This is a genomic window from Mediterraneibacter sp. HA8405 (assembly GCF_056148955.1).
The window spans coordinates 2,128,101-2,145,061 of sequence record NZ_CM148758.1 but is presented as its reverse complement, the minus strand read 5'-3'; the positions used below and the strand labels follow the sequence as shown (position 1 = coordinate 2,145,061).

Genomic DNA, 16,961 nt, shown 5'->3' with positions numbered 1-16,961 from the left:
AGGTTAGACGGGACATGGATTCTTTTTATATCATTACGAACATGCTGAAGGATAAAGATCTGCGGATTACAAACGAGATACGGGCTTATATTGAAAGCAGAGGAAAACGGTGTGTCCTTTGCCGGAAGGACGCGGAAGGCCATATTATTCCGGATACAGTTCCGGATGATGTGGAGTGTGGACTTGTGCTTGGCGGAGACGGAACTCTGATACGGGCAGTCCGGGATCTGGGCAGGAGAAATCTGCCTCTTCTGGGCATTAATCTGGGAACCGTGGGATATCTTACGGATGTGGAGCTGAAGGATTACCCTCAGGCTCTTGACCGTCTGTTCCGGTGTGATCCGATTGTGGAGGAACGGATGATGATTCAGGGTGTTTTCCGGGGAGGAGAGAAAGATCTGGCGCTGAATGATATTGTTCTTGCGAGAGAGGGAAAAATACGGATTGTTCAGTTTCATATTTATGTAAACGGAACTCTGCTGAATACCTATCTGGCAGACGGGGTGATTATTTCCACTCCTACCGGAAGTACCGGATACAATCTTTCTGCCGGAGGGCCGGTGGTGGAGCCGACGGCCCGTCTGATGGTGATTACTCCGATCTGTTCTCATGCGCTTAATACAAGCAGTATTGTGCTTTCAGAAGAGGATATTATAGAAATCGAAATCTGTGAGGGCAGATATGGGAAGACGGAGCATGTATCGCTTTGTTTTGACGGAGCGGAGCAGATGACTCTGGTAACCGGTGAGCGGGTCCAGATCCGGAAGGCTGCACAGACAGCCCGCCTGATAAAGCTGGGCAAAGAGAGTTTCATGAAAACCATGCGGGAAAAAATGAAAGGAAATTAGGAAGATGAAAGTAAGTCGTCATGCAAAAATCATAGAACTGATCAGTCAATATGATATCGAGACCCAGGAAGAACTGGCAGAATATCTGAATAATGCCGGCTTTAAAGTTACCCAGGCAACAGTTTCCAGGGATATCAGAGACCTGAAGCTGACGAAAATTTCCACAAACGGCGGAAAACAGAAGTATGTGATTCACAAGCAGGAAGAACGGGGGATGAGCGAAAAATATATTCGCGTTCTGAAAGACGGGTATGTGTCTATGGATATGGCGCAGAATATTCTGGTTATAAAGACCGTATCGGGAATGGCGATGGCAGTGGCCGCTGCGGTTGACGCTATGAACTGGAATGAAGTTGTGGGCTGTATTGCGGGAGACGATACGATTATGTGCGCGATTCGGACTGTAGAGGATACAACAGCGGTAATGGAAAAGATACGAAAAATTGTTTCAAAAGAAATGTAGGGAACGGATATGTTACAGAATCTGCATGTAAAAAATCTTGCGTTGATTGATGAGACAGAAGTGGAGTTCGGACCTGGCCTTAATATTCTGACCGGGGAGACCGGCGCGGGAAAGTCAATTCTGCTCGGATCCGTACAGCTTGCTCTGGGAGGCCGCTACAGCGCGGATCTTCTTCGCAGCGGGGCTAAGAGCGGTCTGGTAGAACTTACATTTTCTGTGGAAAATGAGAAAATAAGACGGCGGCTTGAAGAAATGGAGATTGAGCCGGAAGACGGGGCGGTTACATTAAGCCGGAAACTGATGGAAGGCCGCAGTGTGTGCAGAATCAATGGCGAGACGGTAAATATGGGTACTTTAAAAGAGGCCGCGGGTCTTTTGATCGACATACACGGTCAGCATGACAGTCAGGATCTTCTTCAGCGCAGGAATCATCTTGCTCTTCTGGATCTGTTCGGGAAAGAAGAAATTTATCCTCTGAAAGAAGAGATGGCCGCTGCGTTTAAAAAATATCAGGAACTTGTTAAAAAACGGGATGCTTCCTCGCTGGATACAGAAAGCCGTGCAAGAGAACTGGATCTTGCCGGATATGAAGTTTCGGAGATTGAAGAAGCCGCTCCGCTGCCCGGGGAGGATGAAGATCTGGAAGAGCTGTATCACAGAATGACCCAGAGCCGGAGAGTTACTGAGGCGGTGGCAGAGGCTTACAGGTATACCGGTGAAGACACCCGGGGCAATGCAAGCGATTTGTTAAGCCGCGGGATCCGCGCTCTGCAGGATGTTGCAGAGATTGACAGCCAGGGAGAAAAGCTCTGCGGACAACTCGCGGAAATTGACAGCCTTCTCAATGATTTTAACCGGGAGCTGTGTGAATATGCCAAAAGTTTTGATTTTTCAGAGGAAGAATTTCGGGATACAGAAGAACGGCTGAATTTGCTGAATCACCTTAAGGCAAAATATGGAAAAACGATTCCTGATGTTCTGGAATATTGTGAAGAAAAAAAGAGAAGAATAGAAGAACTGAGAGATTATGATTCATTTCTGGAGCGGATACGTACCGAAGCTGACGCGGCGGAAAAGCATGCCGGACAGATTTCCTCCCGTCTTCATAAGGCGAGGGAAAAAGTTGCCGTCACGTTTGCCGGGGAGATCAGGGAGCAGATGTCAGAACTGAATTTTATGGATACCAGACTGGAGATTAGAATTTCGGATCTGGGGCATTACTGCGCTTCCGGAAGTGATGAAGCAGAGTTTTATCTGGCCACCAATCCGGGAGAACCGTTAAAGCCTCTTGGGAGTATTGCCTCCGGCGGAGAATTATCCCGTGTAATGCTTGCGATCAAAGCAGTGCTTGCCGGAGAGGAAGACACGCCGACTCTGATTTTTGATGAAATTGATACAGGCATTTCCGGCATAACAGCGGGTAAGGTCGGGGAAAAACTCCGTCTTATAGCGGAAAACCGCCAGATAATCTGTATTACTCATCTTCCCCAGATCGCGGCGGTTTCGGACTGCCATTATCTGATACAGAAGGAAACAGATGGAAATACCGTGGAAACCAGGATTACTGTTCTGGATCATGAAGCGTCGGTTCGCGAACTGGCGCGTATGCTGGGCGGCGCAAATGTAACGGGAAAAATTCTGGAAAGCGCAGAAGAAATGAAGGAATTGGCAAAGCGGGAAAGATAATACCAGTGTGAAATACCGATCAGTCACACATAATAGAAACGGATGCAGAGATGTATCCGTTTTTTGTTTGCGGTTTGGCTGCGAAAGCAGCGGTGTTTTTTGCATTTATAAAGGCGGATTAGCCGGGGCAGGCCGCAAAAGAGAAAAATACGCGCCGGCTGGAGACGGTGCAGAAAGGATGTGTGACAGTATGAAAAAAGGATGTGATGCTGCTATATGATTCAGAAACATAAAGAAAGACCAAAGTGGAGGACTTCGCGGTTGTTTCTGTACGCGCTGTCCGCTGCCTGCATGGTGATTCTTGCCTCGTTTTCCGGCTTTATAAAAATTCAGCCCCGGCAGGCCAACGTAAACGCCGCGGGGGCAGATACGGACACTGTTCTGCTGGGCGGCATGCCGGTAGGAATTTATATGGAGACTGACGGCGTTATGGTACTGAGTACGGAAACAGTAGAGGGGACTGACGGGAATTTTTATGAACCTGCCCGAAATCTGGTGAAGGCCGGAGATTATATTACAGCCGTGAATAACCGGAATATAGAAGGAAAAGCAGATCTTCTGAACGCAGTGGAAGAGTTTGGAGACGGAAATGTGATTCTTACAGTCCGGAGAGACGGCGAATCTTTGGATGTGAAGATTCATCCGGTTGAATATGAAGCGGGTGAATACAGACTGGGCATCTGGGTGCGGGATAATGTACAGGGACTGGGAACTATAACATTTCTTACCGGTCAGAGCAGATTTGGCGCTTTAGGTCACGGAATTCACGATACTGATACAAATGTTCTGATGTCGATTTCTGATGGTACGGTCTATAGGACAAGCATACAGGATATTACAAAAGGCTCCGATGGAAATCCGGGAAGTATGGAGGGAATTATTATTTACAATAATTTCAATGTTCTGGGCACTATTGATAAGAATACAGACGCAGGGATATATGGAACAATCGACAGAATCGGCGATCTGTTTGAAGAACAGATTCCTATAGAAACTGCAAAAAAAGAAGAAATCGTAAAAGGCGATGCCACGATCCGGTGCTTTATCGACAACGAGCTTAAGGAATATGATATTCAGGTGACAGATATCGACATGTCTGAGACAGAAATCAATAAAGGACTGGTCATAAAAGTGACGGATAAGGAACTGCTCGGGAAAACAGGAGGGATAATCCAGGGGATGAGCGGAAGTCCAATTATCCAGAACGGAAAACTGATTGGTGCGGTGACCCATGTATTTGTACAGGATTCAACGATGGGATATGGTATATTTATAGAAAATATGCTGGAACAGGCAGAGTAGTCTTTTTTGTCGAATAAATTGTCGAAATAGTGTTACAAAATCTCCTTGATTCCGCAAAATTGTCCGGATATAATAAGCAGGTGGCGTTTTCAAAGCTGGTTCTCAAGCGTGAGGGAGAGAAGAGAATGGAGCATTTGAATGTGGCCATCGCTGATGATAATCAGAAAATTCTCGATATGCTGGAGAATATTATCGGCATGGATAAAGAACTGAATCTGGTTGGAAAAGCGAAAAATGGTGAAGAGATGTGTCAGATTATCAAAAACAGACAGCCGGACGTCGTTCTTCTCGACTTGATTATGCCGAAAATGGACGGATTAACGGTTATGGAACAGATAAGTCAGGATAATTCTGTCAATAAACGTCCATATTTTATCGTGATCACAGCGGTTGGCCAGGAAAGGATTACTGAAGATGCCTTTAACAAAGGCGCGAATTACTATGTTATGAAGCCGTTCAACAACGAAGTGCTGCTGGACAGGATAAAATCCGTCAGAAAAATGTTCCGAAATTATGAAAAGAAAACAGAGGATGGGAGAGAAGGTACAGTAAAAGGAGAAGATCTGGAAAACCGGGTGACCAATATGCTCCATGAGATTGGAATCCCGGCGCATATTAAAGGGTATCATTATCTGAGAGATGCCATAATCATGGCGGTAAGGGATATGGATGTACTTAACGCTATAACAAAAATTCTTTATCCGACAGTTGCCAAAAAATATCAGACAACTTCAAGCAGGGTGGAGAGGGCGATCCGTCATGCTATTGAGGTGGCCTGGAGCCGGGGGAAGCTGGACACACTGGACGAGCTGTTTGGCTATACAGTAAGTACAGGGAAGGGAAAACCTACAAATTCAGAGTTTATAGCGCTGATTGCAGATACAATCCAACTGGAGTACAAGAAAAAAGGCGGTATCTGAAGACAGATGACAGAAATTAGTATGGTAAAGCGATAAAATTCTTTCCAATACGCCTGAAATGAGGTATAATGTTCAATAGTGAAATGCCCGGTGGCGATTAATGCAGAAAACGGAGGATAGTATATGAAAAACATTTTATTTGCGTCTTCAGAATGTGTGCCTTTTATAAAGACAGGCGGACTTGCCGATGTTGTGGGTTCACTTCCCAAAGAATTTGACAAAGAAAAATATGATGTGCGCGTTGTACTGCCTAATTACACATGCATGAAGCAGGAATGGAAGGAAAAACTGGAATATGTGACTCATTTTTATATGGATATTGCAGGACAGAATCAGTACGTGGGTGTGCTCAAGACGGTTCTGAATGATATCACATTCTATTTCATTGACAATGAACATTATTTCAGCGGCTTTGCGCCATATGACGGGGATCCGAAATGGAATATCGAGAAGTTTGCGTTTTTCTCAAAGGCAGCTCTGAGTATTCTTCCTGTTATCGGATTCCGGCCGGATCTGATTCACTGCCATGACTGGCAGACAGGACTGATTCCGGTATATCTGGACAATTTCCGTTACCTGGGAGAGTATTACAGGGGAATTGCCACAGTTATGACTATCCACAATCTGAAATTCCAGGGAGTGTGGGATACAAAGACGGTAAAAGCGATTACCGGACTTCCGGATTACTATTTTGTACCGGATAAAATGGAAGCATATAAAGATGCGAACCTGTTAAAGGGAGGTATCGTTTATGCGGATAAGGTGACGACCGTCAGCAATAGTTACGCAGAAGAAATCAAGACCCCGTTTTACGGAGAAGGACTGGACGGCCTTATGTCTGCAAGGGCAAATGATCTGTGCGGTATTGTAAACGGACTGGATTATGACGACTGGAATCCGGAAACGGACCGAAGAATTGCCAGGAACTTTGGCATTGATAATTTCAGGAAGAACAAACCAATGAATAAGACAGCTCTTCAGGAAGAACTGGGACTGAACAAAGATTCTCATGTAATGCTGATCGGTATGGTGTCCCGTCTTACAGATCAGAAAGGATTTGATCTGGTGGATTATGTGATGGATGAACTTTGTCAGGATGCGGTACAGATTGTGGTGCTGGGAACCGGTGATGTAAAATATGAGAATATGTTCCGCCATTTCGCATGGAAGTATTCGGGAAGAGTATCAGCGAATATTTATTATTCCGATGAACTTTCTCACAAAATATATGCATCCTGCGACGCTTTCCTGATGCCGTCTCTTTTTGAGCCCTGCGGCCTGAGTCAGCTTATGAGCCTGCGTTACGGAACGCTTCCTATTGTCAGGGAGACCGGCGGTCTTAAAGATACGGTTGAACCGTATAACGAATATGAAAAGACCGGTACAGGATTCAGCTTCTGCAACTACAATGCCCATGAGATGCTGAATACAGTCCGCTATGCGGAGAGAATTTATTACGACAGAAAGAGAGACTGGAACAAGATTGTAGAGCGTGCCATGAGCCAGGATTTCTCATGGAAAAATTCTGCGGCAAACTACGAGAATCTTTACAGAAGCCTGATCGGCGAGTAGGAGTACACTTACAGCATGAAAATTATAGACAGACTGAAAGAAGACAGAATACACATATCCTTTGAAATATTTCCGCCAAAAACCGACGAAGGGTTCGACAGTGTAATTGCAGCAGTGGATGAGATGGCAGAACTCAATCCTGCATTTATAAGCGTTACATATGGAGCCGGCGGTGGCACCAGCAAAAATACGGCAAAAATCGCATCTCACATAAAGGATAAACTTCATGTGTTAAGTCTGGCACACCTGACCTGTGCGTCTTCCACAAAGGAGGAAGTCAGAGAGGTGATCGGAAATCTGAAAAGTCTGGGAATTGAGAATATCCTCGCACTTCGCGGGGATATTCCGGCGAATATGACATTTCCGGACAAAAACCGGTTCCGTTACGCCAGTGAACTGGTACAGGAGATAAAAAAGCATGGAGATTTCTGTATTGGCGCGGCATGCTATCCGGAAGGACACGTGGAAAACGAACACAAGGCGGATGATATCCGATATCTGAAAGAGAAAGTGGACAGTGGAGTGGACTTTCTGACTACGCAGATGTTTTTTGACAATGATATCCACTACAATTTTCTCTACCGTATCAGGGAGGCCGGCATTACGGTGCCTGTACTTCCGGGCATCATGCCGATAACCAGCGCGTCCCAGATGAAGCGCAGCAAGGAACTTTCCGGAACTGTTTTCCCGCGGAGATTTCTGGCAATTCTGGATCGGTTCGGAGGGTCTCCCTCCGCTATGAAGCAGGCGGGGATTGCCTATGCCACGGATCAGATTATTGATCTGCTGGCAAACGGAGTGAAGAACATTCATATTTATACCATGAACCGGCCGGATGTGGCTGCGGCAATTATGAATAACCTCTCCGAAATAGTTAAGGTTTAGGTGGCAGAAATGGAAAGAAAGATACAGGAGGCCATCCGATATCTTGGAATAAAAAAAGGTGCGGCAGATGCGGGGACCCGCGCTCTGGTTGAAAGCTCATTTCAGGAGCTTATGAAAGAGGCGGAACCGAAATCAATCTGCCGCATTTTTGAATTACAGGAGCTCGGAGACGGGGCCGTTCAGATCGGAAAACTGAAAATAGAAAGCAGAAGCCTGGTAAGAAATCTGAAAAACTGCCGCAGGGCAGTGCTTTTCGGGGCAACTCTCGGGACGGGTACAGACAGACTGATTACACGAACCGGGCTGAAAGATATGGCCAGAGCCGTTGCACTGCAGGCGTGCGCGGCCGCTTTGCTGGAAGAGTACTGTGATCAGCGCCAGGAGGAAATCGGCCGTGAACTGGAAAAAGAAGGGGGATATTTACGGCCCCGTTTCAGTCCCGGATACGGAGATTTTGACATCAGCTATCAGGAGCCGATCATGCGGATGCTGGACTGCGCAAAGCAGATCGGACTGAGCATGACGAAGGGGTGTATGATGACTCCTACAAAATCGGTTACTGCTGTAATCGGAGTCAGCCCGGTAAAAGAACGCTGCCCCGTGCAGGGATGCGAGGCCTGCGGAAGTACGGGCTGTCCTTACCGGAGATAAGTTGACAGAACACTACAGAAGCACATGGCAGAAAGGATAGATAAGGAATACACTATGATACGAGAACGACTTGGAAAAGAACTGCTTTTTTTTGACGGCGGAATGGGAACACTGCTCCAGGAAAAGGGGCTGGAACCCGGAGAACTTCCCGAGCTGTGGAATGTGACTCATCCGGAAGAAATCCGCGGGATACACAGACGTTACATGGAAGCGGGCAGCGATATTGTCCTGACCAATACATTCGGCGCAAATGCACTTAAATTTCACGATGATTCCTGCTCTCTGGAGGAAATTATCAAGGCCGCCACAGGACATGTAAAAGCGGCGGCAGAGCAGTGCGGCAGGAAGAACAGCGTCCTGACGGCCCTGGATGTAGGACCTACAGGAAAACTGTTAAAACCCATGGGAGATCTGGAATTTGAGACGGCATATGAGGCTTTCCGGGAAGTCATGATCCTGGGAGAAAAAGCGGGCGCGGATCTGATTCATATTGAGACAATGAGTGATACCTATGAACTGAAGGCCGCCGTACTTGCAGCCAAAGAAAACACGTCTCTTCCTGTGTTTGCAACTGCGATTTTTGATGAAAGAGGAAAACTGCTTACGGGAGCAGATGTACCTGCTGTTGTGGCTCTGCTGGAAGGTCTGCGGGTGGACGCTCTTGGTATAAACTGCGGTATGGGACCGGAGCAGATGATTCCGGTTCTGGAACAGCTTCTGAAATATACCTCTCTTCCGGTTATTGTAAAGCCGAATGCGGGGCTTCCGAAGCAGAGGGACGGACAGACCGTCTATGATGTGTCCCCGGAGGATTTTGCCGGAGTGATGAAACGGATTGTAAAAATGGGAGCTGCAGCTGTAGGAGGATGCTGCGGCACAACGCCGGAGCATATTTCTGAGATGGTCAGAAGCTGCAGAGGAATTCCGGTAGTCCCCGTAAAAGAAAAAGAATTAACCCTGGTGTCTTCTTATGGCTCCAGTGTGTTTCTGGGAACCGGCTCCAAAATTATCGGAGAGCGTATCAATCCTACCGGAAAAAAACGATTTAAGCAGGCTTTAAAAGAACATGACATTGACTATATTTTAAGAGAGGGCATTGAACAGGAAGAAAGAGGAGCTCATATCCTGGATGTAAATGTCGGCCTGCCTGATATTGATGAAACGGCTATGATGAAAGAAGCGGTCTGCGGCCTGCAGAGTGTGACAAGTCTTCCGCTTCAGATTGACACAGTAGATCCTGACGCCATGGAAGCCGCCCTGCGTCTCTATAATGGGAAGGCAATGGTGAATTCCGTCAGCGGCAAACAGGAATCCATGGATCAGGTATTTCCGCTGATTGCCAGATACGGCGGCGTTGTAATCGGGCTGACGCTGGATGAAGACGGAATTCCCGCAGATCCCCAGGGACGTGTGAGGATAGCGGAAAAGATTATAAAAGAAGCGGCAAAATATGGAATTAAAAAGAAGGATATTGTAATCGATGCTCTTGCCATGACCATCAGTTCAGAGCCGGAAGGAGCAAAGGTGACACTGGAGACACTGCGCAGGCTCCGGGATGAAACAGGTGTGTGTACAGTGCTTGGCGTATCAAATATTTCTTTCGGACTTCCCGGCCGTCCGATTGTCAACGCGGCATTTTATACAATGGCCATGATGAACGGATTGAGCGCAGGAATCATTAATCCTGCTTCTGAGGACATGATGAAGGCGTGGTACGCCTTTCATGCGCTGATGAACCTGGACAAAAACTGTGAGCGGTATATCGCAAAGTATGCAGCAGCACCGGCTGTAAGTACGTCCGTTCCGGCAGGGACAGGCAGCATCTCTTTGCAGACCGCTATAGAAAAAGGGCTGAAAGATGATGCACGCATGGTCACTCAGTCTCTTGCGGAGACCGGAGCTCCTCTGGATATTATCAATACGGAATTAATTCCTGCTCTCAATCGTGTGGGAGACGGATTTGAAAAGGGAACGGTCTTTCTGCCTCAGCTTCTTATGAGCGCGGAAGCGGCAAAAAGTGCATTCGCTGTTTTGAAGGATCGGATGGACAGCAGCGGAGAGGTGCAGGAAAAGAGAGGAACAATCGTACTGGCAACGGTAAAAGGTGACATACATGATATTGGCAAAAATATTGTGAAGGTTCTGCTGGAGAACTACAGTTTTGACGTTATTGACCTTGGGAAAGACGTGCCGCCGGAAACGGTGGCAGATACGGTTGTAGAAAAGAGAATACAGCTGGTGGGGTTAAGCGCTCTGATGACAACGACTGTGGTGAGTATGGAAGAAACAATCCGCCTGCTCAGAGAAAAAGCACCCTGGTGCAGAGTGATGGTAGGCGGTGCCGTTCTGAATCAGGAATATGCAGATATGATCGGCGCGGATTTCTATGGCAAAGATGCAATGCAGTCCGTACATTACGCGCAGCAGATTTTCTGAATCCTACTTTCTGCGCGGCAGCCTGTTCCGTCAGTGTGTCTTAAACACCGGATGAAAAGAAGAACATCTGAAAGAGGGATTGTTCTGTAAATAATACATAGGATTGTAGCGAAAATCACTAGGAAAATTTTCGGGCTCATGTTATCATAAAAGACGGAAAGAAAAGGCATCAGAGTTTTGTGCTGCACTGAAAAATACAGTTATGGAGGGAAAGAAGTTTTGAGGTACGCAGATGCAAATGTAATCAAAATCAAACATGCAGTTCTGGAAGAAGTTGCACGCCTGGCTTTTGCCGGAGAACTGGAGGAGCGCAAGGATGAGATTCCGTTCAAGCTCATTCCGGGACCTACAGCTCAGTTCCGCTGCTGTATTTATAAGGAGAGAGAGATTATCCGTCAGCGCGTCCGCCTGGCGGAAGGAAAGGCTCCCGGAGTGGAAGATAACGGAAATGTGATTCAGGTTATCAGCTCCGCATGTGAGGATTGTCCGATTTCCAGCTATACAGTAACAGAAAACTGTCAGAACTGTATCGGAAAGGCGTGTATCAACGCATGTAAATTCGGAGCAATTGAACCAGGCCGATCCCGTACACATATTGATCCGTCAAAATGTAAAGAATGTGGAAAATGTGCGGAGGCCTGTCCGTACAATGCCATTGCGCATCTGAAAAGACCGTGTAAGTTCAGCTGTCCGGTAGACGCGATTTCTTATGATGAATACGGCATTTCCGTAATTGACGATGAGAAATGTATCCGATGCGGAAAATGTATTCACAGCTGTCCGTTCGGCGCAATTGGCTCAAAAACCTGGATTGTAGATGTGATTAAGGCAATTCAGTCAGAAAAACCTGTTTATGCTATGCTGGCGCCTGCTACAGAAGGACAGTTCGGACCGGATATTACTATGGCAAGCTGGAGAAAAGCCATGAAAGAACTGGGATTCACGGAGTTTGTAGAAGTGGGCCTGGGCGGAGACCTGACTGCAAAATATGAGGCAGAAGAGTGGCGCGAGGCTTATCAGGAAGGTAAGAAGAAAGTGACTTCCTGCTGCCCCGGTTTTGTGAATATGGTCCGGAAACATTATCCGGAATTAAGCGACGCGGTTTCTACAACAGTTTCGCCAATGTGCGCTGTTTCCCGTATGATAAAGGCGAAGGACCCGGAGGCTGTTACCGTATTTATCGGGCCCTGTCTCGCGAAGAAATCAGAGGTTGTAGATCAGAAAATTGAGGGCAATGCAGATTATGTTCTGACATACAGTGAGATTCGCGCCATGATGCGCGCAAAGGGTGTCGCTCTGGAACCGGTGGAGAATACATACCAGGAAGCTTCTGTATTCGGAAAGAGATTCGGCAATTCCGGCGGAGTTGCGGCGGCCGTACAGGAGAGTTTAAAAGAATCCGGAAATGACATTGATGTAAAAGTATATAAGGCAAACGGAGCTGCAGAATGCAAGAAAGCGCTTCTTCTTATGAAAGTCGGACGTCTTCCGGAAGACTTTATCGAAGGCATGGCATGCGACGGAGGATGTGTGGGAGGCCCCAGCTCTTTTAAGGACCAGATGATGGCGAAAAAATCAAGAGACGCTCTGATTAGAGAGGCAGATGACAGAGGTATTTACAAGAATCTGAGCAATTATGATGAAGACTCTTTCTCTATGCACAGATAAAATATACACATAAAAACAGATGTACAGATGAAATGTATGTCAGATGCAGGCATATGGAGAAAAATGTGACAGATCACAGAGGAGGAATTTGCGAATGGAACTGAATATGAGAGGTCTTCATACAACAGTGAGGGCTATCCGCAGGCGCGTTTTCACGGAAGTGGCAAAGCTCGGCTTCAAAGCCAATGCAGAGACGCTCCTTGACGATATGGAAGCGATCCCTTATATGATCGTTAACGACGATACACAGAAGTACCGTGAAAGTACATACCGTTCCCGCGCAATTGTAAGAGAAAGGCTGCGGCTGGCAATGGGACTTTCGTTGCGGCCGGAAAATAAACCCGTTCATCTGACCGCAGGCGTGGGGGCCAGCAATATTTCGGAAAAATACTATGAGCCGCCGCTTATGCAGGTGATTCCTTCCGCGTGTGAGAGCTGCGAAGAGAACAAATATGAAGTAAGCAATATATGCAAGGGCTGTCTCGCTCACCCATGCCAGGAAGTATGCCCCAGGGGAGCCATATCTATGGTAAACGGACGTTCCTGCATTGATCAGGAAAAGTGCATCAAATGCGGAAAATGTAAGTCTGTCTGTCCTTATGACGCGATTGCGAAAAAAGAACGTCCATGCCAGAAGGCGTGCGGTGTCAATGCGATTGTGTCCGACAAGTACGGCAGAGCCTTTATTGATAATGATAAGTGCGTTTCCTGCGGTATGTGTATGGTAAGCTGTCCCTTCGGCGCAATCTCGGACAAGTCACAGATTTTCCAGCTTGCCAGGGCATTGTCTGAAGGAGAAAAGATTATTGCAGAGATTGCTCCTGCATTTGTGGGACAGTTCGGAGATAATATTACTCCGCGCAATATCAAGGCGGCGCTAAGAGAGCTGGGTTTTTCTGAAGTGTTCGAGGTGGCTCTGGGAGCGGATATCGGCGCTGTTGCCGAGGCACACCATTATGTGAATAAAGTGGTCACAGGGGAACTGCCGTTTCTTCTTACTTCCTGCTGTCCGTCCTGGGCTGTCCTGGCGAAGAAGTACTTCCCGGACGTGATTGATGAAATCTCCCAGGAGCTGACCCCTATGGTTGCCACTGCGAGAACGATTAAGCAGAAACATCCGGATGCAAAGGTAGTTTTTATCGGGCCTTGTGCTTCTAAGAAACTGGAAGCATCCAGAAGAAGTGTGCGAAGCGATGTGGATTTTGTCGTTACTTTTGAAGAACTGCAGGCAATGTTTGATGCAAAGGGAATTGATCTGACTACATATGAAGCCGAATCTTCCTTCCATGACGCAACCGGAGCCGGACGCGGCTACGCTAGCGCAGGCGGTGTATCGGCGGCAATTGAAAAATGCATAAATGAGTATTATCCGGATGTTCAGGTTAATATTGAACATGTGGAAGGACTGGCGGAATGCAAGAAAATTCTGACGCTTGCAAAAGCCGGCAGGCTGAACGGATGCCTGATTGAAGGTATGGGCTGTCCTGGAGGCTGCATTGCCGGAGCCGGAACTAATATTCCGGTGGCAAAGGCGAAGAAGAATCTGGATAATTTTGTGAAAAAATCCAGCCGCGCCGTACCTCCGAAAGAATTGATCGAGATTGATCTGGAGTAGGGCTGCTGCACCCGGACAGAAAAATAAGCGAAGACGAATACTTAGGGCAGAGCGGACGCATTTTGTGCGTCCGCTTTACAAATATACCCTGCTGTGATATATTATAAAACAGGCTTTTTGAGCGAAAGAGGAGGATTTAAGCAATGCAGCCATATGGAGTAAACCAGCTTAGAAAAATGTTTCTGGAGTTCTTCGAGAGCAAAGGACATCTTGCCATGAAGAGCTTTTCTCTGGTGCCCCACAATGATAAGAGCTTACTGCTTATCAATTCGGGAATGGCACCTTTAAAACCATACTTTACCGGGCAGGAAATTCCGCCGAGAAGGAGGGTCACAACCTGCCAGAAATGTATTCGTACGGGTGATATCGAAAATGTAGGAAAGACCGCGCGTCACGGCACTTTTTTTGAGATGCTCGGAAACTTTTCCTTTGGAGACTATTTTAAAGAAGAAGCGATCCAGTGGACATGGGAATTCCTGACAGATGTAGTAGGTCTTGATCCGGACCGTCTGTATCCGTCCGTTTATGTGGATGACGATGAAGCTTTTGAGATCTGGAACAAGAAGATCGGTATTCCGGCGGAACGGATCTTTAAATTCGGAAAAGAAGATAACTTCTGGGAGCACGGTTCCGGTCCCTGCGGCCCCTGCTCGGAAGTGTATTATGACAGAGGCGAGAAATACGGATGCGGCAAACCGGACTGTACGGTAGGCTGCGACTGTGACCGTTATATGGAGATCTGGAATGACGTATTTACCCAGTTTGACAACGATGGGGAAGGCCATTATACCGAACTGGAGCAGAAAAACATTGATACCGGAATGGGCCTGGAGCGTCTGGCAAGCGTTGTACAGGATGTGGATTCTATCTTTGATGTAGACACGATCAAAGCGCTGAGAGATCACGTGTGCCGCCTTGCCGGGAAAGATTATGGAAAAGAATACAAAGACGATGTATCTATCCGTGTTATCACAGATCATATCCGGTCTGTAACGTTTATGATTTCCGATGGAATTATGCCTTCCAATGAAGGACGCGGCTACGTTCTCCGCCGCCTTTTAAGAAGAGCCTGCCGTCACGGAAGACTGCTGGGTATCCATAAGGGATTCCTGCCCGAGCTCGCAGAGACAGTGATTGAAGGTTCAAAAGACGGATATCCGGAACTGGAAGAGAAAAAAGAATTTATTCTCAAAGTAATTACAAAAGAAGAAGAACAGTTTAATAAAACCATCGATCAGGGACTCGGCATTTTGTCGGATATGATTGCGGATATGGAGTCAAAGGGCGAAAAAACCCTGAACGGCGAGGATGCATTCCGTCTCTATGACACATATGGTTTTCCTCTGGATCTGACAAAAGAGATTCTGGAGGAGAAAGAGCTGGGCGTAGATGAAGAAGGCTTCCATGCGTGTATGGAAGTGCAGCGAAAGAAAGCCCGTGATGCCCGCGAAGTTACAAACTACATGGGCGCGGATGTAACAGTATATGAGTCCATTGATCCGGGTGTGACAAGTACGTTTGTAGGATATGACAATCTGACTTGTGATTCAGATGTGACTGTTCTTACCACAGAGGAAGAAATTGTTGACGCGCTTTCCGAAGGACAGAAGGGAACCATTTTTGTTAACGAGACTCCGTTCTACGCGACAAGCGGCGGCCAGGAGGCTGATACCGGATATATCCGTACAGCTGAGGGTGAATTTAAGGTAGAAGATACAGTGAAGCTTCTGGGAGGAAAGATCGGCCATATCGGCGAGATGACGAAAGGTATGATTAAAACCGGAGATAAGGTAACTCTTGAAGTGGATGCAAAGAAACGTGCGCTTTCCGCAAGAAACCACAGTGCCACTCATCTGCTCCAGAAAGCGCTGCGTACCGTTCTTGGAACTCATGTAGAACAGGCAGGATCAAGCGTTAATGAGGACAGGCTGAGATTTGACTTTACTCATTTTTCCGCAATGACGCCGGAAGAATTGCAGAAAGTAGAAGACATTGTTAATGAACAGATTTCCAGAGGCCTGGATGTTATTGTGAAAAATATGCCTATTGAGGAGGCAAAAAAAACAGGCGCTCAGGCTCTGTTTGGTGAGAAGTACGGTGATATTGTGCGTGTAGTCAATATGAGCGGCTTTTCTATTGAGTTCTGCGGAGGAACTCATGTAAAGAATACATCTGAGATCATGGCATTCAAAATTATTTCCGAGAGCGGCGTCGCTGCCGGAGTGCGCCGTATTGAAGCACTGACTTCTGACGGCCTGATGAAGTACTATGCTCAGATTGAAGAGAAACTGAAAAACGCAGCTCACCTGCTGAAGGCGACGCCGGATAATCTTGCGGATAAGATTACGCATATGATAGCAGAGAATAAATCTCTTCACAGCGAAGTGGAAAGCCTGAAGAATAAAATGGCTCAGGATGCAGCCGGAGCTGTACTGGATCAGGTGAAGAAAGTAAAAGGCATAAAACTGCTGGCCGCTCAGCTTGACGGAGTGGATATGAACGGTCTCAGAGATCTGGGCGATCAGTTTAAGGCAAAACTGGGAGAGGGCGTTATTGTGCTTGCCTCCGGAAATGACGGAAAAGTAAGTCTTATGGCAACAGCTACCGACGGCGCCATGAAACAGGGAGCTCATGCGGGCAATCTTGTGAAGGCTATTGCAGGCTGCGTGGGAGGCGGCGGAGGCGGCCGCCCGAATATGGCGCAGGCCGGAGGAAAGAACCCGGCAGGTATTCCGGATGCTCTTGCAAAAGCAGCTGAGGTGCTGGAATCCCAGATTCAGTAAATGAGTATTTATCCTCCTAAACGGTGTATTTACGACGTTTTGCGAGTTTTTGGCGGAAAACAGTTGACGGAAGAGAAAAATATGATATAATCTTTGTTAGTGCAATAAAAATACCCGATCAGTCGTATTATG

12 protein-coding genes are annotated in these 16,961 nt (G+C 47.0%); all 12 read left to right on the top strand.

Features of this window, described 5'->3' with window-relative positions; genetic code table 11:
* Positions 1-14 precede the first annotated feature (14 nt).
* On the top strand, positions 15-848 hold the full coding sequence (locus AC0QUU_RS10080; RefSeq protein ID WP_474542545.1) for an NAD(+)/NADH kinase: 834 nt from the start codon (positions 15-17) through the stop codon (positions 846-848).
* Positions 849-852: 4 nt separating this feature from the next.
* A complete protein-coding gene (gene argR, locus AC0QUU_RS10075) occupies positions 853-1,311 on the top strand; it encodes an arginine repressor (protein WP_474542543.1) in 459 nt (152 codons plus the stop codon).
* A 9-nt stretch (positions 1,312-1,320) separates the two neighbouring features.
* Entirely contained in the window at positions 1,321-2,997 is a 1,677-nt protein-coding gene (gene recN / locus AC0QUU_RS10070; protein WP_474542542.1) for a DNA repair protein RecN, read from the top strand.
* Between the two features lie 291 nt (positions 2,998-3,288).
* Entirely contained in the window at positions 3,289-4,299 is a 1,011-nt protein-coding gene (gene spoIVB, locus AC0QUU_RS10065; RefSeq protein ID WP_474545561.1) for a SpoIVB peptidase, read from the top strand.
* A gap of 125 nt (positions 4,300-4,424) precedes the next feature.
* A complete protein-coding gene (spo0A, locus tag AC0QUU_RS10060) occupies positions 4,425-5,219 on the top strand; it encodes a sporulation transcription factor Spo0A (RefSeq protein WP_474542540.1) in 795 nt (264 codons plus the stop codon).
* A 123-nt stretch (positions 5,220-5,342) separates the two neighbouring features.
* Positions 5,343-6,791, top strand: a complete 1,449-nt coding sequence (gene glgA / locus AC0QUU_RS10055; RefSeq protein WP_474542538.1) for a glycogen synthase GlgA — start codon at positions 5,343-5,345, stop codon at positions 6,789-6,791.
* A gap of 15 nt (positions 6,792-6,806) precedes the next feature.
* Complete coding sequence (metF, locus tag AC0QUU_RS10050; protein WP_474542536.1) at positions 6,807-7,676, top strand: methylenetetrahydrofolate reductase [NAD(P)H]; 870 nt, start codon at positions 6,807-6,809, stop codon at positions 7,674-7,676.
* A 9-nt stretch (positions 7,677-7,685) separates the two neighbouring features.
* On the top strand, positions 7,686-8,327 hold the full coding sequence (locus tag AC0QUU_RS10045) for a vitamin B12 dependent-methionine synthase activation domain-containing protein (RefSeq protein WP_474542534.1): 642 nt from the start codon (positions 7,686-7,688) through the stop codon (positions 8,325-8,327).
* 54 nt (positions 8,328-8,381) lie between these two features.
* Entirely contained in the window at positions 8,382-10,763 is a 2,382-nt protein-coding gene (locus tag AC0QUU_RS10040; protein ID WP_474542533.1) for a homocysteine S-methyltransferase family protein, read from the top strand.
* Between the two features lie 219 nt (positions 10,764-10,982).
* Positions 10,983-12,431 carry a 4Fe-4S dicluster domain-containing protein gene (locus AC0QUU_RS10035; RefSeq protein ID WP_474542532.1) on the top strand — a complete coding sequence of 483 codons (1,449 nt, stop codon included), beginning with the start codon at positions 10,983-10,985 and terminating at the stop codon, positions 12,429-12,431.
* Positions 12,432-12,537: 106 nt separating this feature from the next.
* Positions 12,538-14,046 (top strand): 4Fe-4S dicluster domain-containing protein, encoded by a 1,509-nt coding sequence (locus tag AC0QUU_RS10030; RefSeq protein WP_474545560.1) that lies wholly within the window; start codon positions 12,538-12,540, stop codon positions 14,044-14,046.
* A gap of 143 nt (positions 14,047-14,189) precedes the next feature.
* Entirely contained in the window at positions 14,190-16,829 is a 2,640-nt protein-coding gene (alaS, locus tag AC0QUU_RS10025; RefSeq protein WP_474542530.1) for an alanine--tRNA ligase, read from the top strand.
* Positions 16,830-16,961 lie beyond the last annotated feature (132 nt).